Annotated in this window: 23 protein-coding genes; 11 read left to right on the top strand and 12 right to left on the bottom strand. The window is 71.8% G+C overall.

Annotated elements, in window-relative coordinates; translation table 11 throughout:
• Window positions 1–576: 576 nt before the first annotated feature.
• Entirely contained in the window at window positions 577–2778 is a 2202-nt protein-coding gene (locus tag ACZ3II_RS21820; protein ID WP_465519529.1) for an HIRAN domain-containing protein, read from the bottom strand.
• A 172-nt stretch (window positions 2779–2950) separates the two neighbouring features.
• Window positions 2951–3949 carry an NADP-dependent oxidoreductase gene (locus ACZ3II_RS21815; RefSeq protein WP_465519528.1) on the bottom strand — a complete coding sequence of 333 codons (999 nt, stop codon included), beginning with the start codon at window positions 3947–3949 and terminating at the stop codon, window positions 2951–2953.
• Between the two features lie 139 nt (window positions 3950–4088).
• On the opposite strand from ACZ3II_RS21815, the gene ACZ3II_RS21810 reads away from it, so the two are divergent.
• The 5 genes from ACZ3II_RS21810 to ACZ3II_RS21790 all read left to right on the top strand — a co-directional run bounded on the left by ACZ3II_RS21810 (window position 4089) and on the right by ACZ3II_RS21790 (window position 7524).
• Entirely contained in the window at window positions 4089–4706 is a 618-nt protein-coding gene (locus tag ACZ3II_RS21810) for a TetR/AcrR family transcriptional regulator (RefSeq protein ID WP_465519527.1), read from the top strand.
• 21 nt (window positions 4707–4727) lie between these two features.
• Window positions 4728–5336, top strand: a complete 609-nt coding sequence (locus ACZ3II_RS21805) for an NADPH-dependent F420 reductase (RefSeq protein ID WP_465519526.1) — start codon at window positions 4728–4730, stop codon at window positions 5334–5336.
• Between the two features lie 221 nt (window positions 5337–5557).
• Entirely contained in the window at window positions 5558–5881 is a 324-nt protein-coding gene (locus tag ACZ3II_RS21800) for an ArsR/SmtB family transcription factor (protein WP_465519525.1), read from the top strand.
• Window positions 5878–6366 (top strand): SRPBCC family protein, encoded by a 489-nt coding sequence (locus ACZ3II_RS21795; protein WP_465519524.1) that lies wholly within the window; start codon window positions 5878–5880, stop codon window positions 6364–6366. Before ACZ3II_RS21800 ends, ACZ3II_RS21795 begins: the two co-directional genes overlap by 4 nt.
• Window positions 6367–6414: 48 nt before the next feature.
• The gene (locus ACZ3II_RS21790; RefSeq protein ID WP_465519523.1) at window positions 6415–7524 is read left to right on the top strand and encodes a methyl-accepting chemotaxis protein; all 1110 of its coding nucleotides are present in this window, start codon (window positions 6415–6417) and stop codon (window positions 7522–7524) included.
• A 52-nt stretch (window positions 7525–7576) separates the two neighbouring features.
• Here ACZ3II_RS21790 and ACZ3II_RS21785 read toward each other — a convergent pair whose 3' ends face one another.
• From ACZ3II_RS21785 to ACZ3II_RS21765, 5 genes are all read right to left on the bottom strand, one after another.
• Window positions 7577–7885, bottom strand: a complete 309-nt coding sequence (locus tag ACZ3II_RS21785; RefSeq protein ID WP_465519522.1) for a DUF6766 family protein — start codon at window positions 7883–7885, stop codon at window positions 7577–7579.
• 85 nt (window positions 7886–7970) lie between these two features.
• Window positions 7971–8342: a hypothetical protein gene (locus ACZ3II_RS21780; protein ID WP_465519521.1), complete on the bottom strand. Its 372-nt coding sequence runs from the start codon at window positions 8340–8342 to the stop codon at window positions 7971–7973.
• 30 nt (window positions 8343–8372) lie between these two features.
• Complete coding sequence (locus ACZ3II_RS21775) at window positions 8373–8981, bottom strand: TetR/AcrR family transcriptional regulator (protein WP_465519520.1); 609 nt, start codon at window positions 8979–8981, stop codon at window positions 8373–8375.
• A gap of 26 nt (window positions 8982–9007) precedes the next feature.
• Entirely contained in the window at window positions 9008–9736 is a 729-nt protein-coding gene (locus ACZ3II_RS21770) for an ABC transporter permease (RefSeq protein ID WP_465519519.1), read from the bottom strand.
• Window positions 9733–10449 carry an ABC transporter ATP-binding protein gene (locus ACZ3II_RS21765; RefSeq protein WP_465519518.1) on the bottom strand — a complete coding sequence of 239 codons (717 nt, stop codon included), beginning with the start codon at window positions 10447–10449 and terminating at the stop codon, window positions 9733–9735. The genes ACZ3II_RS21770 and ACZ3II_RS21765 overlap by 4 nt, the downstream gene beginning before the upstream one ends.
• 178 nt (window positions 10450–10627) lie before the next feature.
• Here ACZ3II_RS21765 and ACZ3II_RS21760 point away from each other — a divergent pair, with 178 nt between their 5' ends.
• Window positions 10628–11026 carry a hypothetical protein gene (locus ACZ3II_RS21760; protein ID WP_465519517.1) on the top strand — a complete coding sequence of 133 codons (399 nt, stop codon included), beginning with the start codon at window positions 10628–10630 and terminating at the stop codon, window positions 11024–11026.
• Between the two features lie 50 nt (window positions 11027–11076).
• Here the strand turns inward: ACZ3II_RS21760 and ACZ3II_RS21755 are convergent, their stop codons facing one another.
• Both ACZ3II_RS21755 and ACZ3II_RS21750 read right to left on the bottom strand, forming a co-directional pair.
• On the bottom strand, window positions 11077–11781 hold the full coding sequence (locus ACZ3II_RS21755; protein ID WP_465519516.1) for a GAF and ANTAR domain-containing protein: 705 nt from the start codon (window positions 11779–11781) through the stop codon (window positions 11077–11079).
• A gap of 182 nt (window positions 11782–11963) precedes the next feature.
• Window positions 11964–12305, bottom strand: a complete 342-nt coding sequence (locus tag ACZ3II_RS21750) for an STAS domain-containing protein (RefSeq protein WP_465519515.1) — start codon at window positions 12303–12305, stop codon at window positions 11964–11966.
• 133 nt (window positions 12306–12438) lie between these two features.
• On the opposite strand from ACZ3II_RS21750, the gene ACZ3II_RS21745 reads away from it, so the two are divergent.
• Entirely contained in the window at window positions 12439–13128 is a 690-nt protein-coding gene (locus ACZ3II_RS21745; RefSeq protein ID WP_465519514.1) for a GAF and ANTAR domain-containing protein, read from the top strand.
• A gap of 79 nt (window positions 13129–13207) precedes the next feature.
• On the top strand, window positions 13208–14704 hold the full coding sequence (locus ACZ3II_RS21740; RefSeq protein WP_465519513.1) for a family 43 glycosylhydrolase: 1497 nt from the start codon (window positions 13208–13210) through the stop codon (window positions 14702–14704).
• 124 nt (window positions 14705–14828) lie between these two features.
• Here the strand turns inward: ACZ3II_RS21740 and ACZ3II_RS21735 are convergent, their stop codons facing one another.
• On the bottom strand, window positions 14829–16076 hold the full coding sequence (locus tag ACZ3II_RS21735; protein ID WP_465519512.1) for a hypothetical protein: 1248 nt from the start codon (window positions 16074–16076) through the stop codon (window positions 14829–14831).
• Between the two features lie 249 nt (window positions 16077–16325).
• Window positions 16326–18182 (bottom strand): phosphatase PAP2 family protein, encoded by a 1857-nt coding sequence (locus ACZ3II_RS21730; RefSeq protein WP_465519511.1) that lies wholly within the window; start codon window positions 18180–18182, stop codon window positions 16326–16328.
• Between the two features lie 143 nt (window positions 18183–18325).
• Here ACZ3II_RS21730 and ACZ3II_RS21725 point away from each other — a divergent pair, with 143 nt between their 5' ends.
• From ACZ3II_RS21725 to ACZ3II_RS21715, 3 genes are all read left to right on the top strand, one after another.
• Window positions 18326–19615, top strand: a complete 1290-nt coding sequence (locus ACZ3II_RS21725) for a jacalin-like lectin (RefSeq protein ID WP_465519510.1) — start codon at window positions 18326–18328, stop codon at window positions 19613–19615.
• An 80-nt stretch (window positions 19616–19695) separates the two neighbouring features.
• Complete coding sequence (locus ACZ3II_RS21720) at window positions 19696–20529, top strand: PrsW family intramembrane metalloprotease (RefSeq protein ID WP_465519509.1); 834 nt, start codon at window positions 19696–19698, stop codon at window positions 20527–20529.
• A gap of 58 nt (window positions 20530–20587) precedes the next feature.
• Window positions 20588–21967 carry a pyridoxal phosphate-dependent decarboxylase family protein gene (locus tag ACZ3II_RS21715; RefSeq protein WP_465519508.1) on the top strand — a complete coding sequence of 460 codons (1380 nt, stop codon included), beginning with the start codon at window positions 20588–20590 and terminating at the stop codon, window positions 21965–21967.
• 188 nt (window positions 21968–22155) lie between these two features.
• Here ACZ3II_RS21715 and ACZ3II_RS21710 read toward each other — a convergent pair whose 3' ends face one another.
• On the bottom strand, window positions 22156–22896 hold the full coding sequence (locus ACZ3II_RS21710; protein WP_465519507.1) for a DeoR/GlpR family DNA-binding transcription regulator: 741 nt from the start codon (window positions 22894–22896) through the stop codon (window positions 22156–22158).
• Between the last annotated feature and the right edge of the window lie 23 nt (window positions 22897–22919).

Here is a 22919-nt window from a genome sequence, read left to right as displayed (position 1 = left end):
AATCCGACCTATCCGGCCACCAAAATCCCTTTGAGCTTCCTAAAATCCCCCAAATCGGAGGAAAGCTCCCCTCCAGGCCGATCCCCTACCCAAACCTTTCCCGGTACGGGCCACGCGCACGACAATCCCCCAGGCGGCGACCGGCGGCCGGCCCCAGACGCGTCGTGGAACCAGGACCCGTCATCGCGTGGTGAGTCCGGGCGCGCAGGAGAGCCTTCTTCCCGGTTGCTCATCTCCGCGTTCGCCGGCCTTCGAACGGGTGAGCCCGTACGCACGATCGACCCGCGGCCGGCGTTCCTGTGCGACGCGGCCCGGCAACTCCTCCCCGAGATCGACAAGGCTCGCGATCTTGGGGGGAAGGTGCCGGATTTCCGCAGCTCAGCGCAGAAGAAGGGGCGGAAGTTGGATCTTGTGCGCCCCGCTCCGGCGTCGGGTTCACAAGATCGGGCTCTGGCCCGGGGAGCCCCGGCCGCAGTCGTGACCCGCATCGCCCCGGACAAGGGCTTGACCACTCGCCGTTCAGTACCCCGGAAGAAGACTCATGACGGCCGAACCCGGCACATGATCTACCGGGGGTCAGTCCCAGGTGGGCACCCAGAACTGCCAGTCGGCGGGCGCCGGGGGCCAGGCCGGGTCGGGACGCCAGCCCTCGGGCGGGTACCACCCGGACGGCGGGGTGGGCCAGCCGGACGGCACCACGAACCTGATGCCGGTCGGGGCGGGCGGGATCGGCGGGTGCGGGTTCGCGGGTTCCGGGACGCCGGAGACCGGGGCGAGACCGGCCAGCGCGCCCGAGTTGGCCTTCACCACGGCGGCCAGGGCGGGGATCACCGTGGTCTCGGCGATGGCGTAGTCGTCGCCGACCGCCGGCGCGGGGCTCACCGGCCCGGTGGGGGCGGCCGGGCTGACCGGCCGGTTGAGCGGGTCGGTCAGCAGCCCGCCCGAGCCTTCCCTCCGGGGAACCGGGGTGGTCGCGGAGTGCCGGCCGGAGGACAGAACGTTCGGTACCGCGCTGCCAGCAGACGGAACGTTCGGCACCCCGCCACCAGCAGATAGAACGTTCGGTACCGCACCACCGGCAGACGGAACGTTCGGTACCGCGCCGCTGGCGGCCGACCAGCTGGGCACTCTGCGGTTCGTGTCGTCGCCGGCGTTCGCCCAGCTCGGCGAGCTCTCACCGGGGGTGGCCCAGCTGGGCGGGTTCTCGCCGGCGGGCGCCAGGGTCGGCGGGTTCTCGCTGGGCGTGACCCAGCTCGGTGTGGTGTCGCCGGACGTGGACCAGCCGAGACGGCCGTCACCACCGGCGGCCCAGCCGGGCGCGGGCGACTCCGTGCCGGGCGAACCCGCGCCGCTGCGGCCGCCGGCCGCGAAGGCGCCCGACCCGGCGGAGAAGGCCCCGGACTGTCCCGGGAACTGGTCGGCAGAGGACGGCGACCCGGGCGCGGAAGGCGATGACGTCCCGGGCGGCGAAGAGGGCGCCCCCGGGCCGAGCGAGGAGGCGAACGTCGACAGGAACGACGACGAACCGGCCGCGCTCGACGGGATCGAGCCGGTGGTGCTGGCGGGGAACGAGCCGGTGTTCGACGGGAACGGGGCGGCCGGGGAGACCGGCGACGACGGTACCGGGCTGGTCGCCGGCGCCGGGGTGATCGCCGGGTTGGTGCTGGCCGGGGCCGCCCAGCTGGGCAGGGAGTCGCCGCTGACCCAGTTCGGCACCAGGCCGCCGGAAGCGGGGCCGCCGGACATCAGCCCACCGGAGCCGGGGCCGCCCGGCAGCGCGCCGCCGGAACCGGGCCCACCCGACATCGGGGCGCCGGAGCCGGGACCGCCGGACATCGCGGTGCCCGGAGCCGGGGCGCCGGAGGCGCTGATGCCGGGGATCGCCGGCGCCGGGGTGCCGGGAAGCGGGCCGGGACCCGGCGTGACCGGTCCCGTGGCGGCCACGCCGGGGGACGGGACGCTCGCCGTGCCGCGGCCCGGGGCGCCACCGGCCGGAGCGCCCGGCCCCGGGCGGTTCGCCGTGCCCTGCCAGCTGTCCGGCAGGTCCTGGGCGCGGGCCACGTAGAGCATGACCTCGCTCTTGCCGCTGTTGCCGCGGACGATCGCCCGGGCCGCGGTGACCAGGCCCTGTTCGGCCATGTGGCGCAGGGCCGGGAGAAGTTCGCCGCTCATCTTGGGGCTGAGGTCGCCGACCCGGGCGTCGCCGATCCGGACCTCGACGAGGTGGTCGGCCATCTCGTGGAGGGTGACGTACGCCCAGCACTCGCCCTCCGGGCGGAGCAGCGGCACCAGCGCGTCGAGGAACTGCTGCTGGCCGACGACCTGGGCGGCGGATCCGGACGGCAATAGCCGGTGTTCCTGGATCGGGGCGGCGTTGGCCGGGACGAGCATGTGCGGTTCGGCGAGGTCGAGGCGGATGGTGCTGTCGAAGGCGGCGGGGCGGCCGTCGGCGGCGCCCCATTCCCGGCCGGTGATCCGGGCGTTGACCTCGGGGGTGAGGCCGCGGGTGGTGAGGTCGGTGAGGACGCCGACGTACCGGGCGGCCTCCGAGCGGGGCAGGTGGCCGAGCAGGCTGGAGCCGGACCAGACGCCGACCGCGTTCCGGTCGTGTTTGTTGTTGCGGTCGGGGACGAGCTGGACGGGGATGGTCAGGTCGGTGCCCCGCGGGTCGAAGTCGCCGCCGAAGAGCGCACGTATCGCTTTCGCGTAGTGCGTCTCGCCGACCACCTCGGCACTTGCCCAGCCCGCTTGTCCCCAGAGGGGGAACCGATTCGCCACACGGGAACGCTAGTGTCTGCTTTCCGTCAGTGACCTCACCCGTACGGACGAGGGCGATCAACCGTACGTTCTGTATCCACTCCGTTCACCTGAGCGACTGAATCGGCGTTCAGTTCCGGGTGATACCCGGCGACCCGTACGAAAAGGTCGCCGGGCGTACCTTAATTGCTGGTTAAGCGACCTTGACCACCATCTTGCCGGTGTTCTCGCCGCGCAGCATCCCGAGGAACGCCTCGGGGGCGTTCTCCAGACCCTCGACGACGGTCTCCCGGGCGGTGATCTTTCCGGCGCGCAGCCAGCCGCCGACCTCGGCGACGAAGTCGGGCATCCGGTGCGAGTGGTTGCCGACCAGGAACCCGCGCAGGTTGATCTCCTTGCCGATGGTGGCGGCCAGGTTGCGCGGCGCGGCCGGCGGGGCGGTGTCGTTGTAGTGCGCGATGGCGCCGCACATGGCGATCCGGCCGTACTTGTTCATCACGCTGATCGCGGCTTCCAGGTGGTCGCCGCCGACGTTGTCGAAGTAGACGTCGATGCCGTCCGGCGCGGCGGCCTTGAGCTGCTCGCGCACCGGCGCGGCCTTGTAGTTGAAGGCCGCGTCGAAGCCCAGGTCCTCGGTGAGGTGGCGGGCCTTCTCGGCGGAGCCGGCGCTGCCGATCACCCGCTTCGCCCCGCGCAGCCGGGCGATCTGGCCGACGACGCTGCCGACCGCGCCGGCCGCGCCGGAGACGAACACGGTGTCGCCCTCGCGGAACTGCGCGATGTCGAGCAGGCCCGCGTACGCCGTGAGGCCGGTCATGCCGAGCAGGCCCAGGTATGCCGAGAGGGTGGGCGCGGCGGCCGGGTCGACGACGCGCACCCGCTCGGCGTCGGCGACGGCGAACTCGCGCCAGCCCAGGTTGTGCACGACGTGGGCGCCGACCGGGACCGCCTCGGCGTTGGAGGCGACGACCTCGCCGATCGCGCCGCCGTCGAGCGGCTGCCCCACCTGGAACGGCGGCATGTAGGACTTCACGTCGTTCATCCGGCCGCGCATGTACGGGTCGACGGACATGTAGATGTTGCGGATCAGCACCTGGCCGGGGCCGGGCTCGGGCGTCGCGGTCTCGGCGATCTCGAACGTCTCGGCGGTGGGCCAGCCGACCGGGCGGGACGCGAGGCGGATCTCTTTCATCGGTGCTCCTAACGGCTCTGACCAGCGTGTGGATTTCGGGCGGACACTCCACCCGAAATCCACACGCTCGCAGTGGGACGGCGTGTCGTTCGGAATCGACAGTACGTCGAAAAAGTCGACACCGCGTTAGTGTGTCGGTATGAGCACACTCCCCGGCCGCCGCCGCGGGCCCAGCAAGGGCGACCGCCGCGAGCACGCGATCCTGGAGACCGCCCGGGCCCTGCTCGCCCGCAAACCCCTCGCCGAGATCACCATCGACGAGCTGGCCGCCGGAGCGGAGATCTCCCGGTCGAGTTTCTACTTCTACTTCGACTCCAAGCTCGCCGTCGTGGTGGCCCTGCTGCACGGCATCACCGGTGAGCTGGGCCGGGACGCGGGTCCCTGGCTCGACGGCGACGGGCCGGACGCGGCGTCGCTGCGGTCCGCGCTGTCCGCGCTCGCGGCGCTCTGGCGTGACCAGGGCCGGCTGCTGACCGGGGCGCTCGCCGCCGCGCCCGGCTGCCCGCCGCTGGCGCGGTGGCGCGACGGGATGCGGGCCGCGCACGTGGACCGGCTCGCCGATCGGATCGGGCGGGAGCGGGCGTCGGGCCGGGCCCCGGCCGGTCCGGACCCGCGGGTGCTGGCCGGGCTGATCGACGATCTGCGGACCGCCGCGTTCGCCGGCAGCGCCGATCCGGAGGCCCTGGTGGACGATCTGGTCACCGTCGAGTTGCGGATGATCTACGGCGATTTCCCGGATCACCACTCGCCCGGGTGATCCGGCGGGCACCCTGAGGACATGCGTATCGGTGTCATTGGGGCGGGGCAGCTCGGCGGCACGCTGGCCAGGTGGTGCGCCGAGAGCGGGCACGACGTCGCGGTCACCTCGCGGCACCCGGAGCGGCTGCGGGCGGAGCTCGGCCGGGACGGCTCACCGCTGCGGGTCATGTCGATCCCGCAGGCGGCGGCCTTCGGCGACGTGGTGATCTTCAGCCCGAACTGGGAGTCCGCGCACGAGGCGGTGGAGCTGACCCGCGGCGGGATCACCGGCAAGGTGGTGATCGACGCGACCAACCCGGACGTCCCGGACAGCGTCTCCGGCCTGGAGACGCTGATCGACTGGGCGCCGGAGGCGCACTGGGCGAAGGCGTTCAACACCGTCTCGACCGACGTGCTGAGCCGGCGGCGCGGCCACGACCCGCTGCTCACCGAGTACGTGTGCACCGACGAGGCGGACGCCCGCGCGGCCGCCTCGCAGATCATCCGGGACCTGGGGTTCGCCCCGTTCTACGCCGGCGGCCCGCACGCCGCGCTGCTCACCGAGACCGGCGGCCCGCTACGCATGCGCGAGGTCGACGTGAAGGACGCCACCGACGTTCTCGCCGAAGCGCTGACCGTCCTGCGCTGACCACCGGCGCGGGACATCGCGGAGCGCGTCCTCCCGCATCCGCAGCCAGGCCGTCTGGGTGTCCCGGACGGTCGGCGTGGTCGATGTGCCGATGCTGATGGTGGTCGTGCGGGCGTTCGTCATGCTGGCCTCCTCGATCCGGACCCGCCTCATCGGCGGCCGGGCACCCTTCTGAAGCTTTTCCTTGCCCCAAGCGCCGGTGGCGGCTAACGTACAACCACATGGTTGTAGATACGGACCGTGTCTTCCACGCGCTGGCGGACGCCACCCGGCGGGACATCCTGTTCCGGGTGATCCGGTCCGGGCAGTCGGTGTCCGAGCTGGCCCGCGCCTATCCGATGAGCTTCGCCGCGGTGCAGAAACACGTCGCGGTGCTGGAGCAGGCCGCCCTGGTCAGCAAGACCAGGCGGGGACGGGAGCAGATCGTGACCGGCGAGGTCGAGGCGTTGCGCCGGGTGGCGCGGCTGCTGGACGAGTACGAGGAGATCTGGCGGCAGCGGGTCGCCCGGATCGAGCAGATTCTCCAGGAGGACGAGCAGAGATGACCGTGATCAGTTCCGACAAGGACGTCAGCGCGCTGACGCTCACCTTCGTCGCCGAGTTCGCCGCCCCGGTGGACCGGGTGTGGCAGGTCTGGGCCGATCCGCGCAAGCTGGAGCGCTGGTGGGGCCCGCCGAGCTACCCGGCCACCTTCGACCGCTACGAGTTCAAGCCCGGCGGCGACGTCCGCTACCACATGACCACGCCGGAGGGCGCGAAGCCGCGGGGCTGGTGGCTGATCACCGACGTCGACGAGCCGGGCCGGCTGGAGTTCGACGCCGGGTTCTCCGGTGACGACGGGGAGCCGCTCGACCCGGCGGACGCCATGCACGGCGTGGTCACCCTGGAGCCGGCCGCGGCCGGGACCCGGATGACGACGGTGTTCCGGTTCCGCGACGCCGAGCAGTTGGAACGGTCGGCCGGGATGGGCATGGCGGAGGGTGTGCGGGCGGCGATGGGCCAGATCGACGACCTCCTGACCGGCGACTGAGGTAGCGTCAGATCATTCCGACGTACCCGCCCCGGGGGTCTCTCACTGATGCCGTTCTGGTCGAAGCTCGCCGGCAGCGACAGGCCGGCCCCCGGCGGCGGATCCGCCGAGGCGACGGTCGCCGAGCTGACCGCGGCGCTGCGGGAGCGGGACGCCGAGCTGGAGCAGTTGCGCGGCGCCCTGGCCGTGCAGGAGCAGACCGCCCAGGCCCAGCAGCGGGAGCTCAACCAGCGGCTGCGGCGCCGGGCCCGGGAGGCGATCGACGACACCGCCGAGGTGATCGGCGGCAAGCTGGAGGACGTGGTCCTGCACGTGGGTGAGGCCCGGAACGCCGCGGCCGCCACCCACGAGCGGGTCTCGATCACCAGCGACGCGGCACAGGCGCTGGTCCAGCGGGCACACAGCGCCGGCGAGTCGGCCACCGCGCTGAACGCGAGCCTGCGCCAGGTCGCCGGGATCGCCAGCGTGATCTCACGCATCGCCTCGCAGACCCGGCTGCTGGCGCTGAACGCGACCATCGAGGCGGTCCGGGCCGGCGCGGCGGGCAGCGGGTTCGCGGTGGTCGCCGACGAGGTGAAGAGCCTGGCCGACACCACTGCCGACTCGACCGAGCAGATCACCAGCACGATCGCGACCCTGGAGGCGGACGTCGCGAAGATGGGCCAGACGCTCAGCGCGATCATCGCCGACGTCGGCGACATCGAGGAGGCGATGCGCCAGCTCGGCGGGATCGCCGACCAGCAGCACGACATCGTCCGGCAGTTGCACCAGAGCGTGGACACGACGATGCACCAGATCGGCGATCTGTCGGATGTGGCGGAGCGCCTGGAGCGCCGCCGCCACGACCGGTTGCCGGTCAGCGGCTCGGTGCGGCTGCGGACCGCGACCCGCCCGGCGCCGATCGAGGCGGAGATGATGGACCTCAGCTCGGACGGTCTGGGCTGCATCGTCGCGGCCGCGACCGCGCTCCCGGTGGGTGAGCTGGTGCAGGCCGAGTTCACCTTCGAGGGGCTGAGCGGGAAGGCCGACGCCCGGGTGGTGCGCCGGGTGCCCCAGGGTGACACCGCCGAGCTGGGCCTGCAGTTCCAGGGCGTGCCGGAGCACACCCGGGCGCAGATCGACGCCTTCCTGTCCGCCCGGGTGGCCGCGGAAGCCTGAGCCGGCGTGTGTATTTCGGCCGCTGTGCGCGCCGGAAATACACACGCGGGGTTCAGCCCTCCACGCCGGTGGCGTCGTGCGGGCTGCCGACCGGTTTGGACTCCGGGGAGCCACGCTGGACGAGCCAGACGGTGAGGAAGATGTAGAGGAAGAACTGCAGGTACTCGGACTGCCAGTTCTCCGCCACGTCGGCCGCGAACGAGGCGGACGTCAGATAGCGGCCGAGCCCGATCGGTTCCATGCCGGCGGCGATCTGCTGCTGGTTGAAGTCGGCGTGCCCGGCGAACGCCTGGGCCACCAGCACGATCAGGAACAGCAGCCCGAACACCAGGCCGAGGGAGTTGTCGCGGAGCCGTCTCATCGGTGCATCACCCCGAGCGCGGCGAAGTACAGCAGCCCGGCGGTCACCACGAACAGCAGCAGCAGGTATTGGGCGCGCATCCGGCTCACCCGCCCTGGACGGCGCAGTCGTACGGCTGATCGCCGCGCGGCGTGCACCCGGCGGCGACGACCTTCCAGCCGTCCGGGAAGACGGCGAGGAACACGGCGTCGCCGTCGAACGTCACGAGCGCGCGTTGCCCGTACACCTCAGCAGTCGCCCGGGGTGAGGGCGCCGCGAGCGACTCGCCCAGAATGCTCTCCGCACACGGCGCGTCGATCTCCTCCGCGGTCCGCGGAGCGAGGGCGCCGCAGGCGGCCTGCCCGTCACCGTCCGCGACCGCCTGCAGGAACCGGCGCGCGGTGTCCTCCGCGGCGTCGCCGGCCGGCGCGCACCCGGCGGCCGCGAGCAGCAGCAGAATGATCGATGGGTACCGCACGGACTGCCGCATGCCCCGCCGGGCCCGATCTCATGCTCCGAAGACGCCCGGCAACTCTTCCGTGAGGTAGCGCTGCACCGCCGGGCCGACCGCGGCGACCAGGGTCTCGGACGGCACCGACGCCAGCGGCTCCACCTTGATCACGTAGCGGGCCAGGGCGAGCCCGGCCAGGTGGCCGGCTGCCAGGGTGACCCGCAGCTCGGCCTCCGCCGGGTCCAGGTCCAGTTTGGCGGTGGCCCGGCGCAGGATCTGGGTGACGATGAACTCGCGGAACATCTTCGCGGTCCACTCGGTGCCGACCACCGACCGCAGCAGCGCCACCGCCGCCGACCCGCGCGGACCGTCCCACATGGCCAGGAAGGCGCGCACGAACCGTTCGCCGATCTCGTGCCGCTCCCCCGCGCTCGCCTCCGCGATCAGGTCGGTCGGGTCGGCCGGCGCGTTCATGGTCGCCAGGAACAGCTTGTCCTTGGTGCCGAAATAGTGGTGGACCAGCGCCGGGTCGACACCGGCGCCGGTCGCGATGGCGCGGATCGAGGCGCCGTCGAACCCCTTCTCGGCGAACGCGCTGCGCGCGGCCGAGAGGATCGCCTCCCGCGTGTCCGGGTTGCCGGGCCGGCGTCCGGTCCGTCGCACCATCGATCAAACCCCTTTTGTCGTACGGCCTAAGCGGTCCTGCGCCGGAGCGTCGCCGCCCCGAGGATCAGCGCCACCACGATCGCGCCGACCACCACGGTCAGGTCCCGCCACATGATGCCCGTCGGCTCGGCGTGCACACCCACCTCGGTCAGCGCCTCCACCGAGTAGGACATCGGCAGCACGCCGCTGATCGCCTGCAGCCACCCGGCCATGTCCTCGCGCGGCACGAACAACCCGCAGAGCAGCAGCTGCGGCGCCACCACGAGCGGCATGAACTGCACCGCCTGGAACTCGGTCCGGGCGAACGCGCTGCACAGCAGGCCGAGCGCGACCCCGAGGACGGCGTTGGCGACAGCGATCAGGATGACCAGGCCGATGCTGCCGGCGGTGCGCATGTCCAGGGCCCAGTAGGAGAACCCGGCCGCGACCGCCGCCTGGGCCGCGGCCGCGAGACCGAACGCGATCCCGTACCCGAAGAGCAGGTCGAGTTTGCCGACCGGGGTGGTGAAGAGGCGTTCCAGGGTGCCGGTGGTGCGTTCCCGGAGCATGGCGATGCTGGTGATCAGGAACATCACGATGAACGGGAAGACGCCCAGCATGGTCAGGGCGACCCGGTCGAAGACGTGCGGCTGCCCCTCGTACATGAAGTAGATCAGCGTGATCAGCAACGTCGGCACCACGATGATCATCGCAATGGTCCGCGGGTCGTGCCGCAGCTGGGTCAGGATCCTTCGGATCGTGCTCGCGAGTATCACGCCGCCGCCCCCTCGTGCTTGCGGATCAGGGTGAGGAACGCCTGGTCCAGGTCGTCCGTTCCGGCGCTGCGCTTGACCGCGGCCGGGGTGTCGTCGGCGATCAGCGTGCCCTCACGGATCAGCAGGAGCCGGTCGCAGCGGTTGGCCTCGTCCATCACGTGGCTGGAGACGAGCACCGTCGTCCCGTCGGCGGCCAGCCTTCGGAAGTGGTCCCACAGCTCGTCCCGGAGCACCGGGTCCTGGCCGACGGTGGGTTCGTCGAGCACCAGCACCTCGGGCCGGCTGACGATGGCGCAGGCGAGCGACGCCCGGCTCCGCTGACCGCCCGACAGATCGGACACCAGTTGATTCTTCGCGCTGTCGAGCCCGACCGCCGTGATCGCCGCATCCGCCTCTTTCCCGCCGAGGCGGTAGAGCGAGGCGAAGTACCGTGCGTTCTCGGCGATCGTGAGGTCGGCGTAGACGCTGGGCGCCTGGGTGAGATAGCCGATCCTGCTGCGCAGCGGCGCGGACCCGGCCGGGTGGCCGAGCACGGTCACCGTGCCGGACGTGACGACCTGCACGCCGACGATCGCGCGCATCAGCGTGGTCTTGCCGCTGCCGCTCGGGCCGAGCAGCCCGGTGACACCGCCCCGCGGAATGACGCAGGAGAAGCCGTCGAGGACGGTTCTCCTCCCACGCCGCACGACGAGGTCGCTGACCTCGATGGACATGGTTCCTCCCGAAACTCATCAAGTGTTGAACTCAACGCTAGATGAGTTTCAGGCGCCGGGGAAGGGGAGAACTCAACACATGGTGAAATCCGGCTACCCGGAAAACCCCTCAGCAGCACCCGTCCGGCACCGATGGTGAGGACGTCGAAAGCTCCATGGCCGGAGGTAGTGCCCGCACATGTCCATTCCCCGGTTGAACCCGTACCGCTCCCTGATCACCCCACCCGGCGCCGTCGCCCGCCCGGCCCGGGACCGGCACTCCGCCCGCGAGGACGCCGCGTCCCTCACCGACCGCGACCGCGAACTCATCTACCAGGCCACCGGCCAGCGGATCGACGCCGCCGTCCCGGGCCAGGGCTGGATCAACTCGCTCGCCGCGGCGATCGCCGCCGACCGGTCCGCGGGACGGCTCGCGCCCGGTCAGGAGGTCACCGAGGTCTACCTGCGGGACCTGGCCCGCCGGTACGACGAGAACCCGGCCGGCCGCAACCCGATCGCCGGCTATCTCGACGCGGCGCTGCGCCACCTCGACCAGCACGGCCCGCGCACCACCGGCCGGCTGGACGTGAGCGCCTGATTCCGCGTGTGGATTTCGGCCGTCATACGCGCCCGGAATCCACACGCGATCTAGCCGCGCTGGGTGCGCTCCACCAGAGCGGCGGCGACGTCACGCAGTTTGCGGTTGGTGTCCTGGGAGACCCGGGTGAGGATGGCGAACGCCTCGTCGGCGCCGCACCGGCGCTCCCCCATGATGATGCCCTTGGCCTGCTCGATCACCGCGCGGCTCTCCATCGCCGCCTGCAGGTGCTGGGCCAGGCTCGCCGTGGCGTCGTAGAGGTGGGCGTTGGCGAGGGCGACGGCCGCGTACCGCACGAAGGTCTCCGCCAGGACCAGCGCGTCCTCGCCGAACGCCCGCACGGGCACGCCGTACACGTTGAGGGCCCCGCTCACGCCCTCCATGATCGGCAGGCCCAGCGACAGGACGCTGCCCATGCCGGCCCGCGCCGCCTCGGCGCCCCAGCGGTTCCACCGGGGGTCCGCCGCGGTGTCCGGGACGTCGACGGTGGACTGGGAGCGGGCCGCCTCCAGGCAGGGACCGGCGCCATGGGCGTACTGGACCTCGTCGAGGCGCAGCGCGGCGTCGCCGGTGTGCGCCACGGTGGCCGCGCCCCGATCGCGCAACAGGGTGATGGAGACCTGCCCGGCCCCGGGAACGGTCCGCCGGGCCAGGTCCGCGACCCGGCTCAGGACCCCGTCGAGATCGGTCTCGCCCAGCTTGATACGACCGAGCTCCGCGAAAGCGGCAGCGGTGTCGGTCGGGTCGTGCGCCATCAACGTCAGTGGATCCCCACAGCGGAGCACGGGCCGCTGCGGGCGGCCGTGCCTTCGATCGATCAATCACCGGGGGCCGGGCGGCCCTCGGGATCGCGCCGCTGCTTGACGCTGGGGACCGGTGTCGATGTAACGGGCACCGGCCGCAAGAGCACGATACTACGTGGCGGGATCCCCGCGGGTCACCCCGAGATGGGCAATATCCGGTCCAGCCCGGCGATCTCCAGCACCTGGCGGGTCATGCCGTGGACCCCGTGCAGTTCCAGGCGTACGCCCCGGGCGGCGGCCCGCCGAGCCGCGGCGGCGAGGGTGTTCACCCCGGCGGCCGCGATGAAGGTGACGCCGCTGAGGTCGCAGTGGATCAGCGAATAGGTGCCGATCGAGTGCAGCAGGACGGCACGCACCACCGAGACGTTGTCGGCGTCGATCTCGCCCTCGACACACACCTGGGCGATCGTCACGCGACTGTTGCGGGCCAGCCGGGAGCGCACGGTCAGCACTCGGAGCGAACGGTCCACGGTCACGGGCGGCCTCCCGGCACGGCGATGGCCGGGCACCCGTCTTGACCCGGAACCAGCGTAGACCCGAACGGGCGTGTCGCCATGCCGATAACCGCATCGGGTGAACGTGAGCGGGTCGCTGCGCTACAAAGAGGACTTGGACCCGATCGACGCTTTCCGTGAGCTGGGGCGCATCAGCCTCGGCGAGACGGACCTGCCGGGATTCCTGACCCAGGTGGCGATGCTGGCCGAGCATGCCGTCCCGGGCGTGTCCGAGGTGTCGGTGACCCTGGTGCGCGACACCGGCCCGCACACCGTGGCCAGCACCGGCGACTACGCGCGCGCCATCGACGAGTGGCAGTACGCGTACGGCCGTGGCCCCTGCCTGGAGGCCTCCGCGACCCGCGGCACGGTCAGCGTCCCGGACGTCCGCGCCGAGACCCGCTGGCCGGGCTGGGACGAGAACGCCGCCCGGCTCGGGGTGCGCAGCACGTTCTCGGTCGGCCTGCCGATCCGGGACACCGTGAGCGGCGCGATCAACCTCTACGCCGTCACGGCCCGCGCCTTCGACGACGAGGCGATGGCCCTGGCCCGCACGTTCGCCGAGTACGCGGCCGTCGCCCTGGCCAACGCCGACCTCTACGACGCCACCGTGACGGTGGCCCGGCAGTTGCAGGCGGCGATGGAGAGCCGGGCGATGATCGAGCAGGCCAAGGGCATCATCATGAGCCGGCGGCGCTGCGGGCCGGACGAGGCGTTCGCGATCCTGTCCCGCGCCTCCCAGGACGCCAACCGCAAACTTCGCGACGTGGCGGCTGACCTGGTGGAACGCGCTCAGCGCCAGTGACCGGCGAATATTCAGGCTCTTGACAGTGATGTTGTGATCGTTAACATACTGGCAACATCCCCCTCGAAGGGACTCCCCCATGTCTCTTGCGCGCCTGAGAAGTCTCGGAGCCGTCCTCCTCCTGCTGTTCAGCACCGCCGTCGCCATCGAAGCCGCCACCGCGTCCCCGGCCAAGGCGGCCACCACCTTCACCAACCCGGTCGCGGCCGCGCCGTACGGCGCCGACCCCTGGGTGGGCTACTACAACGGCTACTACTACCTGGCCGCGACCACCTGGAACAACCAGATCGTGATCAAGCGGGCCACCTCGGTGGCGGCCCTGCCCGGCGCGGCCGAGTCGGTGATCTACACCGGCACCGCCGCCGCCAGCTGCTGCAACGTGTGGGCGCCGTCGATGCACCGGCTCAACGGGCCGAACGGCTACCGCTGGTACTTCTACTACTCGGCCGGCACCGCGGCCTGCTGTGACGGGCAGCGCTCGTTCGTGCTGGAGAGCTCCGGGGACAACCCGATGGGCCCGTACACGTTCAAGGGCCAGCTCAACGTGCAGGCGAACAACGGCTGGGCGATCGACGGCAGCGTCGCGACGATCAACGGGGCGAACTACTTCCTGTACTCGTCCTGGGTCGGTGACCTGCAGAGCCTGTTCATCGCGCCGATGAGCAACCCGTGGACGGTCAGCGCGTACGGGACGCGGATCTCGTACCCCACGTACGACTGGGAGAAGGTCGGCGGCAACACCGAAGAAGGGCCGTACGTGCTGCAGCGCGGCGGGAAGACGTACCTGACCTTCTCGGCGAGCTCCTGCAACACCCCCGACTACAAGATCGGCATGCTGACGCTGACCGGCGCCAACCCGCTGTCGGCGTCGTCCTGGACCAAGAAGTCCACCCCGATCTTCCAGCGCTCCGACGCGAACAGCGTCTACGGCCCCGGCCACCACTCGTTCTTCACCTCGCCCGACGGCACCGAGACGTGGATGGCGTACCACGCCAACGAGACCACCGCGCAGGGCTGCGGCGCGACCCGGACGACCCGGCTCAAGAAGGTCACCTTCAACAGCGACGGCACACCCAACCTGGGTACGCCGGACAAGCTCTCCACCAGCCTCACCGCCCCCGCCGGCGACCCGGGTGGCACGGTCTCCTTCCCGGTGGCCGGCACGAGGTACCGGATCGTCAACCAGAACAGCGGCAAGGTCCTCGACGCGCAGAACTGCGGCACCGCCAACGGCACCGCCGTCCAGCAGTGGTCGTCGCTCGGCAACGCCTGCCAGCAGTGGACGTTCACCAGGACGACCAGCAACTACTACCGGATCACCAACGCCAACAGCGGCACCGTCCTCGACTCGGTCAACTGCGGCACCGCCAACGGCACCGCGGTCAACCTGTGGGCCAACCTGAACAACTTCTGCCAGGAGTGGAGCCTCACCCCGATCAACGGCGGGTACCTGATCGCCAACCGGGGCAACGGCATGGTCCTCGACGTCACCAACTGCGCCGCCACCGACGGCACCGCGGTCCGCCAGTGGGCCTCGCTCGGCAACGCCTGCCAGCAGTGGAACATCACGGTCTGATCCCCTTCACCAGCCGGCGCCTCACCGAGTCCTGAACCCTCGGTGAGGCGCCGGCTGGTTACCCCCGGCTGGTTCTCATGGCTGTCTCACCGCGCTCGGGACAGCCATGAGGGCCAGCCGGGGTTCAGTCTCGGGTCCGGGCCGCGGCGACCGCCCGTACCTCCTCGTCCTCGATCGGGTCGTCCCGCAGGTAGGCCAGGCGGGCGCGGTTCTCCGGGGTGAGCCGGACGCACTCGGCGGACAGCAGCCGGACCGCGGACTGGCAGTCCCACAGCCCTTCGGCGTACAACGGCGCCGCGGCACGCGGATCGGCGAACCGGATCGCCCGCAGGTAAGCGGCCCGCTCGTGACTGTGCGGCGACAGCCACAGGCCGTGCAGCCGCGGGATCCACCGGTCGGCCTCGCCGTCGTTGAGGCGGATCAGGCCGTCCAGCACGGTGTCGTACCCGCACAGATCACCGGTGGCGTCCAGGTGATCCCAGGCGTCGAGCAGGGCCGGGCCGTCCGACCAGTCGCCGTGGACGGCCAGCACGCCGACCCCGCACCACCACAGCGGATGCCCGGGGTCGGCGGCCCAGCGGCGGGCGGCCCAGATCGCCCGGTCGCCGAGCAGCCGGACGGCCCTGGTCAGCGGCCCGGTGACCCCGCCGGACGCGGCCAGGTCCTCGATGATCGGGAGCAGGGCCGGCTGCGGGCCGCGCCGGTTCAGTTCGGACAGCGCGTTCACCCGCTGCCGTCGATCGCCGGCGGCTACCGCAGCCAGCAGGTCCTCCGCCGGAACACCGGCCGGCGCGGGCCACGGCCGCCGTACCGCGGACCGTTCGGCCACACGGGCGGCGATCGTCTCGTCGCCGGCTGCCCAGTCGGTCCACGGCCCGGTGTCCCACCAGATACCGTCCCCGGCGTCCGCGATCCGCTCCCGGGCCACCGTCAGCAGGCCGTCCCACCGGTCACGCGGCCAGTCCTCGGCCATCTGCTCCAGCACGGCGGCCCAGCGCGGCCCCGTGCCGACGTAGCACCGCAGACCGTCCGCGGCCTCCTCGTCGCCTGCCGTGCCCAGTAGCGTCAGGACACTCAGAACGTTCCCGAACGTCTCGTCCCGGCGGTGGTCGTCCAGGCCGGGCGGGTCGTCGAGCAGCGCCAGGAGCGGCGCGACGGGCAGTCCGAGGTCACGGACGAGCCGGGCAAGGTAGACAGAACGTTCTTCTACTTGGGTGTCCCAGCGCTGGTCCCGCGCCAGGCACCGGAACACCGCCGCGCCGGCGTCGCCCTCCGCAGCCGCCCGGATCGCGCCCCGCCCCAGACCGCGCTGCAACGCCCCGAACAACGTCTCCACCGGCTCGTACGCAACCGTCTCCTCATGACCGTTCATCGCGCCCACCGTAAGGGCCCCGGCGACCGCTTTCCACCGCCGACAACCAGCCCGCCAGCCGTCGCCAAGCCCGGCAACCGCCACCCCGAAACCGTCCTGAACGACGGCCGAGGACCCCAGCCGTCGCCGAGCCCGGCAACCGCCACCCCGAAACCGTTCTCAGCGACGGCCCACGACGCCGGCCGTCGCTGAGGCTGGTCACCCTGGGGGTGAGAGCGGGCTCGGCGACGGCGGGCGCGTACCGGGAAGTCAGCTCTTGCGGAGGCGTACGCCGACGGTGTCGCCCTGGTGGACCAGGATGGCCTGGTAGCCGGGGGTCTTCACGACCACCTTCGCGAACCGGCCCCGGATCTTCCGCGCCTTGATCACCGGAACGACCGAGTCGTATTTGTCGGACTTGGCCACCTCGATCTCCAGCACCGCATGCGCCCCGACAACCGCATCGTCACCGACGGTGAGCGGCGCCGCCCCGTGCGGACGGACCGTGACCGCCAGGACGCCGGAGCTGATCCGGGCCGCCCCACGGACGTGCACCTTCGGAGCCGCCAGGCGCAACGTGCCCCCACTGACCGTGACGTCCCCATCTCCCAGGGCCGACTTGGACCCGGCGACCAGCGTGCCCTGCGCAATGGTCGTCCCGCCCTGATAGGCGTTGTCCCCGGAGAGAGTCAGCGCACCGGTGCCGAGCTTGATCAGCCCACCCCTGCCGTCGATGTCGTTACGCCACGTGTCGGCGGCGGAGAAGCCCCCGGCCGCCGCGTCGAGCGTGACGGCCACCGTCGTGTCGAACGCCCCGTAACCGTCAGCAGCCGCGAACAGGTTGATCCGCCCCCACTGTTCGGGACCGTCCAGGATCGGGTTGCCGGCCGCGTACCCGGTGGTCCGCAGCACTTCCCGGCGCTGCGCGGCGTCCAGGTAGGGCAGCCGCGTCTCGAGGAGCACCTCGGCGCCGGCCGGCACCACGAACCGCACGTTCGACCGGCGCGCCGGCAGACCGTAGGTGACCTTCGGCGTGACGATGGCCGCGTTGGCGTCCCGGTCGGCGTACTCGTCGTCGCCGTGCGAGCGGTGCGCCGCGGCGAAGACGTCCGGGCCGGCCTGGGCCTGGAAGTACGCCAGGGCCTGCGCGCGGGCCTCCGCCTTGAGGGTCGCGTTGGCCGGGTCGCTGAGGATGGCGGCGGTGAGGGCGGTGCCGAGGATCCGGCCGCCGATCACGTCGACCGGCGAGTGCATGCCGGTGACGATGCGGGTGTGCGCGAGGTCGTACGCCGCCGTGACGAGTTCCTGGAACCGTTCCGGCACCGCGTACGCGAATGCCAGCGCCGCCATGTACAGCGCGTTGGTGTGCCCGCTGACGTACCCGCCGTCCTCGGCCGGGTTGGTGCTGCGCTGGCGCAGCAGTTGCGGGGTCACCACGACGTCCGAGCGGTAGACCGGGTATCCGAGCTCGTCGGTCGCGCCGGTCGGCACGACGGTGCTGTCGCCGGTGAGCCGCCACGGGCGCGGGTACTGGTAGGAGAACTTGGCCGGGTTGCCGGAGGACCAGTTGCCGCGGACCGTGTTGACCAGCGTGACGACCTTGCCGAGGGCCGAGGCCGGGTTGCCGGCGCCGAGGGTGGACCCGGCGGGCGCGCCGGCCGGGACGGCGTCGCTGACGGTGGTCGCCGGGGTGGTGGCGGGGGCCTCGGTGATGCCGGTGACGGCGAGGGCGCCCGCCTTGTAGACCGGGGCGAGCGGGCCGAGGCCGGCGATCACCGAGTACGACTGGTGCTGGCGGTCGACGACGAACGAGCGGGCGGCCTCGGCGGCGGTCCGGTTGCGGGTGGTCGTGACGACGTAGCGGACGTTGGCGCGCAGGAAGGCGGCGTCCAGGACGGTGCCGGTGTTCCACGCGGTCCCGGTACTCCACACCTGCTGGAAGCCGGAGAGGATCCGTACGGCGGCGTTGGTCTCGGCGGTCAGGTTCGCGGTGGTGTTGGTCTTGTAGGCGTCGATGAAGTTCGCGGCCGTACTCCCGGCAGCCCGGGCGATGCCGGCGGGGCCGGCCACCAAACCGGCGGTGCCGGCGGCGCCGGCGATCAGGAGGGTACGGCGGCTGACGTTCACGGGAACTCCACAACATGCGGGGGCAAGATCCCGTTCAGTCTTGGTGGATCGAACGACCGATTTCCCAACCGGTGCTGTTGTGAACGTGAACAACGCTCGAATGACCTTCCCTGACGACAGTCGTCGATGGAAGGCTGCGGCCCATGAAACGCGCTCTCGTGGCGTTCGCCGCCCTCGCCGGCACGCTCGCCGTCGCGCCCGCCGCCCCGGCACACGCGGCCGGCGGCTCCTTCTCCGTCCTCACCTACAACGTCGCCGGGCTCCCCGGGTTCATCTCCAGCGCGGAGACCGACCGGAAGACCGCGCACACGGCGATCGGGCAGCGGCTCGGCCCGTTCGACATCGTGCACGTGCAGGAGGACTTCAACTACCACGCCCACCTGTACGCGGCCGACACCACGCACGCCCACCGCACCCCCACCAGCGGCGGCGCGGGAATCGGCTCCGGGCTCAACACCCTTGCGCGGTACGCCTACGACAGCGACGACTTCGAACGCGGCGACTGGGACTCCTGCCAGTTCGACTCCGGTGACTGCCTCACCCCGAAGGGCTTCACGTTCGCCCGGCACCGCCTCGCCGAAGGCGCCTGGGTCGACTTCTACAACCTGCACACCAACGCCGGGACGAGTACGGGTGACCAGCAGTCCCGCGCCGACAACCTGCGCCAGCTCACCGCCTTCATCGCCACGCGCTCGGCGGGCAACGCGGTGATCGTCATGGGCGACACCAACACCCGGTACACCCGGGCCGCCGACACGATCCGGCAGTTCGCGGCGGACAACGGGCTGACCGACGCGTGGGTGGATCTGGAGCGGGGCGGCACCCCGCCGGCGGCCGGGGCGGACGCGCTGGTCTGCGACGCGGCGGCGCTGACCGACAGCTGCGAGGTGGTCGACAAGATTCTGTACCGGGGCAGCCGGGCGGTCACCCTGAACGCGACGGACTACCACAACGAGGAGGCCGCGTTCACGAAGCTGTCCGACCACTATCCGATCAGCGCGTCGTTCACCTGGTCGGCGAATCCGGACCTGGCGCTGAGCGAGCAGTTCGGCGGCCCGCACGGCACCTTTTTCAATGACATCTCCGACATCCCGGCCAAGCCCTCGACCGTGGGGCTGCGCGCCGGGTCACGGGTCGACCAGGTGAGCCTTGGTGGACTGGCGCACGGCGGCACCGGCGGCACGGCGAAGTCCCTCACTCTCGGCCCGTCGGAGTACGTGACGAGCGCCCAGCTCTGCCGCGCCGCATACAACGGGCACACGCGGGTCTTCTACGCCGAGTTCACGACCTCGGCGGGGAACAGCATCGCCGGCGGCACCACCACACCGGACTGCGTGACCAGGACCGCCCCGAACGGCTTCCAGATCGCCGGCTTCCACGGCCGATCCGGGAGCGCGGTGGACAAACTGGGATTCATCTACACCCGTCGCTGACTCGTACGTCTCAATCTCGCGTGGCGCGGCACCCCGGCGGGTATCCGGGTGCCGCACCGCTCGAACGCTGGAGGCGCGGAATGAAACTGTGGCGGCGGGTCTTCCTGACCGGCTTCGGACTGTGGCTGTTGACCGTGGTGGTCACCTTCGCCACCGGCAACCCCAACCTGATCCCCACCCTGGTGCTGCTCGGCAGTTTCCTGGTGCCGGTCACCTTCGTGCTCTGGGCGTTCACCAAACGGCACAGCGGCGAGGTCACCGCCGAGCTGCTGTTCAGCACGTTCGTCACCGGCGGTGTGCTGGGTGTGCTGGCCGCGTCGCTGCTGGAGACGTACCTGCTGCACCCCAGCCCGCTGTTCTTCCTCGGCGTCGGCCTGATCGAGGAGGCCGCGAAACTCGCCGCCCTCGCCTTCCTGTGCCGCCGCCTGCACCACAAGTACGCGGTCGACGGCGTGATCCTCGGCGCCTCGGTCGGATTCGGTTTCGCCGCTTTCGAATCCGCCGGGTACGCGTTCACCGCCCTCTTCACCCAGCAGGGCCTGTCCCTGATGACCCTGGTCGAGACGGAGCTGCTGCGCGGGGTGCTGGCCCCGGTCGGTCACGGCCTGTGGACCGCGATCCTGGGTGGCGTCCTGTTCTCGGCGAGCGGCCGGAGCCACTTCGCGTTCACCGGGCGCCTGCTGGCCACGTACCTCGGCGTCTCGATCCTGCACGCCCTGTGGGACGGCTGGCAGAGCATCGCCCAGGTGATCACGGACGTGGCGCGCGAGCCGCACCTGTTCACCGTGCTGTCCTGGGGCGGCCTGGTCGGCGTCTCACTGGTCGGCATCGCCTGGCTCCTGGTCGTCCGCCGCCGCGCCGACCGGGAGATCGCCGACCCGCTCTGGCGCATCCCGATCACCCACCGGGTCTGAGGCCAGCTTCGCAGAAGTGGACCGCGACGGGCGGGGCGCCGGGTTCCTACGGTGAGGTGTGCACCCACCTCTCGCCGACGATCTGGCCGCCCTGCCCGCACTGTTGCAGGCCACCCGCGACTACGCCGTGTCCGTCCTGGCCGGCCTGGACGAACGCCCGGTCGCGCCGGCCCCGCCCGGCATCCCCGCCGCGCCGCTGCCGGTCACGGGCGCGGGCACGTCAGGTGCTCTCGCCGCGTTCCAGCGCCGCTGGGCGCCCGGTTTCTCCGGCAGCGCCGGCCCCCGCTACCTGGGTTTCGTCACCGGCGGCGCGACCCCGGCGGCGCTCGCCGGCGACTGGCTGACCGGCACGTTCGACCAGAACGGCTCCAACCGCGCCGGATCCACCGCCGCCGCTCTCGAGGACGAGACGGTCGCCTGGCTGCGCGAGATGTTCGGTCTCGGCCCGGAGCACAGCGGCGCCTTCGTCAGCGGCGCCACCATGTCCAACCTGGTCGGCCTCGCCATCGGCCGGGAGTGGATCGGCCGGCGGCTCGGCGTGGACGTCGCCCGGCAGGGCCTGGCCGCCCTCGGCGAGATCACGGTGCTGTCCGGCGCCGCCCACAGCAGCGTCTTCAAGGCCCTGTCCGTCCTGGGCCTCGGCCGTGACGCGCTGCGCCCGGTCGCCACGCTGCCGGACCGGGAGGCCGTCGACGTGTCCGCGCTGGCCGAAGCCCTGGAAGCGCTGAACGGCAGGCCGGCGATCGTCGTCGCCAACGCCGGAACGGTCAACACGGTCGACTTCGACGACCTCCGCGCCATCGCCGCGCTGCGCGACCGCTACCCGTTCTGGCTGCACGTGGACGCCGCGTTCGGCGGTTTCGCCGCCCTCTCGCCCGCGCACGCGCACCTGGTCGACGGCCTCACCGACGCCGACTCGGTCTGCGTCGACCTGCACAAATGGCTGAACGTCCCGTACGACGCCGCGGTCCAGTTCACCCGCCACCGCGACCTGCAGGTGCCGGTCTTCCAGAACGCCGCCGCCTACCTGCCCGCCGTCTCCGGCGACCCCGACCACTGCCACCTCACCCCGGAGAACTCCCGCCGGCTACGCGCCCTGGCCGCCTGGTTCACGGTGGCCGCGTACGGCGCCGACGGCCACCGAGCGATCGTCACCGGCGCGATCTCCGCTGCCCACCGGCTGGGCGAGCGCCTCACGGCCATCCCGGGCGTTCACCTGCTTGCCCCGGTACGCCTGAACGTCGTCTGCTTCACCGTCCCCGCCGACGTCCCCACCCTGGTCCAGGCCATCGCCGACTCCGGTGAGGCCTTCCTGACCCCGACCGTCCACCAGGGCCGCCCCGCGTTGCGCGCCGCCTTCTCCAACTGGCGCACTGCCCCCGCCGACGCCGACCGCGTCGCCACCCTCCTGGAGAAACTCCTCATCCCCGAACGGTGACCATGGCGACCCGGCTGGTTCTGGTGGCTGTCTCCACCCCGCAGACCGCCAGCCGTCGTTCGGACATCTCTCGGCCGCCGGGGAACCGGTCTGGCGTACGGCAGGGCGGGTCAGCCGTACGCCGGACCGGCCATGCGCAAGCCATGAGATGCCTGGGCGACGGCTGGCGGCCGGCGAGCGGCGGCCGGTCACGCCGGGATGATCGGAAGGCCGGTGAGGGCGGGATGGGCGGTGGGTGCGTCGGTGATGACGGCGGTGACCTGGTCGGCGGGGAGGACCAGGAACGGGGAGGCGGCGCCGATCTTCTCGCTGCTGGCGAGCACGTACGTCTCGGCGGCGCGGCCGGCCAGGGTTCGTTTCATCGCGGCCTCGTCGGGGTCGCCGGTGGTGAGGCCGGCCTCGTGGTGGACGCCGGTGACGCCGAGCAGGAACAGGTCGGCGGCGATCGAGCGGGCCGCCTCTGACGTTGCGGCGCCGCAGGTCACTGCCGAGTGTTTGAAGAGGCGGCCGCCGAGCACGTAGACGTCGACGGCGGGGTGACCGACGAGGGCCGCGGCGACGGTCGGGCTGTGCGTGACGATGGTGGCGGTCAGATCGGGTGGCAGGGCGGCGGTGACCGCGAGCGCCGTCGTGCCGCCGTCCAGCAGCACTGTCGCGCCGGGACGGATCAGTGCGGCGGCCGCTGCCGCGACGCGTTCCTTGCTGGAGGTCGCGACGCCGGCCCGGGTCGCGTAGTCGGCGAGCGCCGGGGAGACCGGCAGCGCTCCGCCGTAGACCCGCTGGCAGAGCCCGGCCGCGGCCATCTCGCGCAGGTCGCGGCGGATGCTGTCCTCGGCGACGCCGAGTTCGGCGGCGATCTCCTTGGCCACCAGTTTGCCGTCGGCTCGCAGCCGCTCCATGAGGAAGTCCCGACGTTCCGCCGCCAGCATTCCGTGTTTCCCCTTACTTTTAT

Source organism: Actinoplanes sp. NPDC019969 (assembly GCF_055562375.1).
Note: the sequence above shows the minus strand (reverse complement) of the source record. Positions and strands in the feature narration are given on the sequence as shown.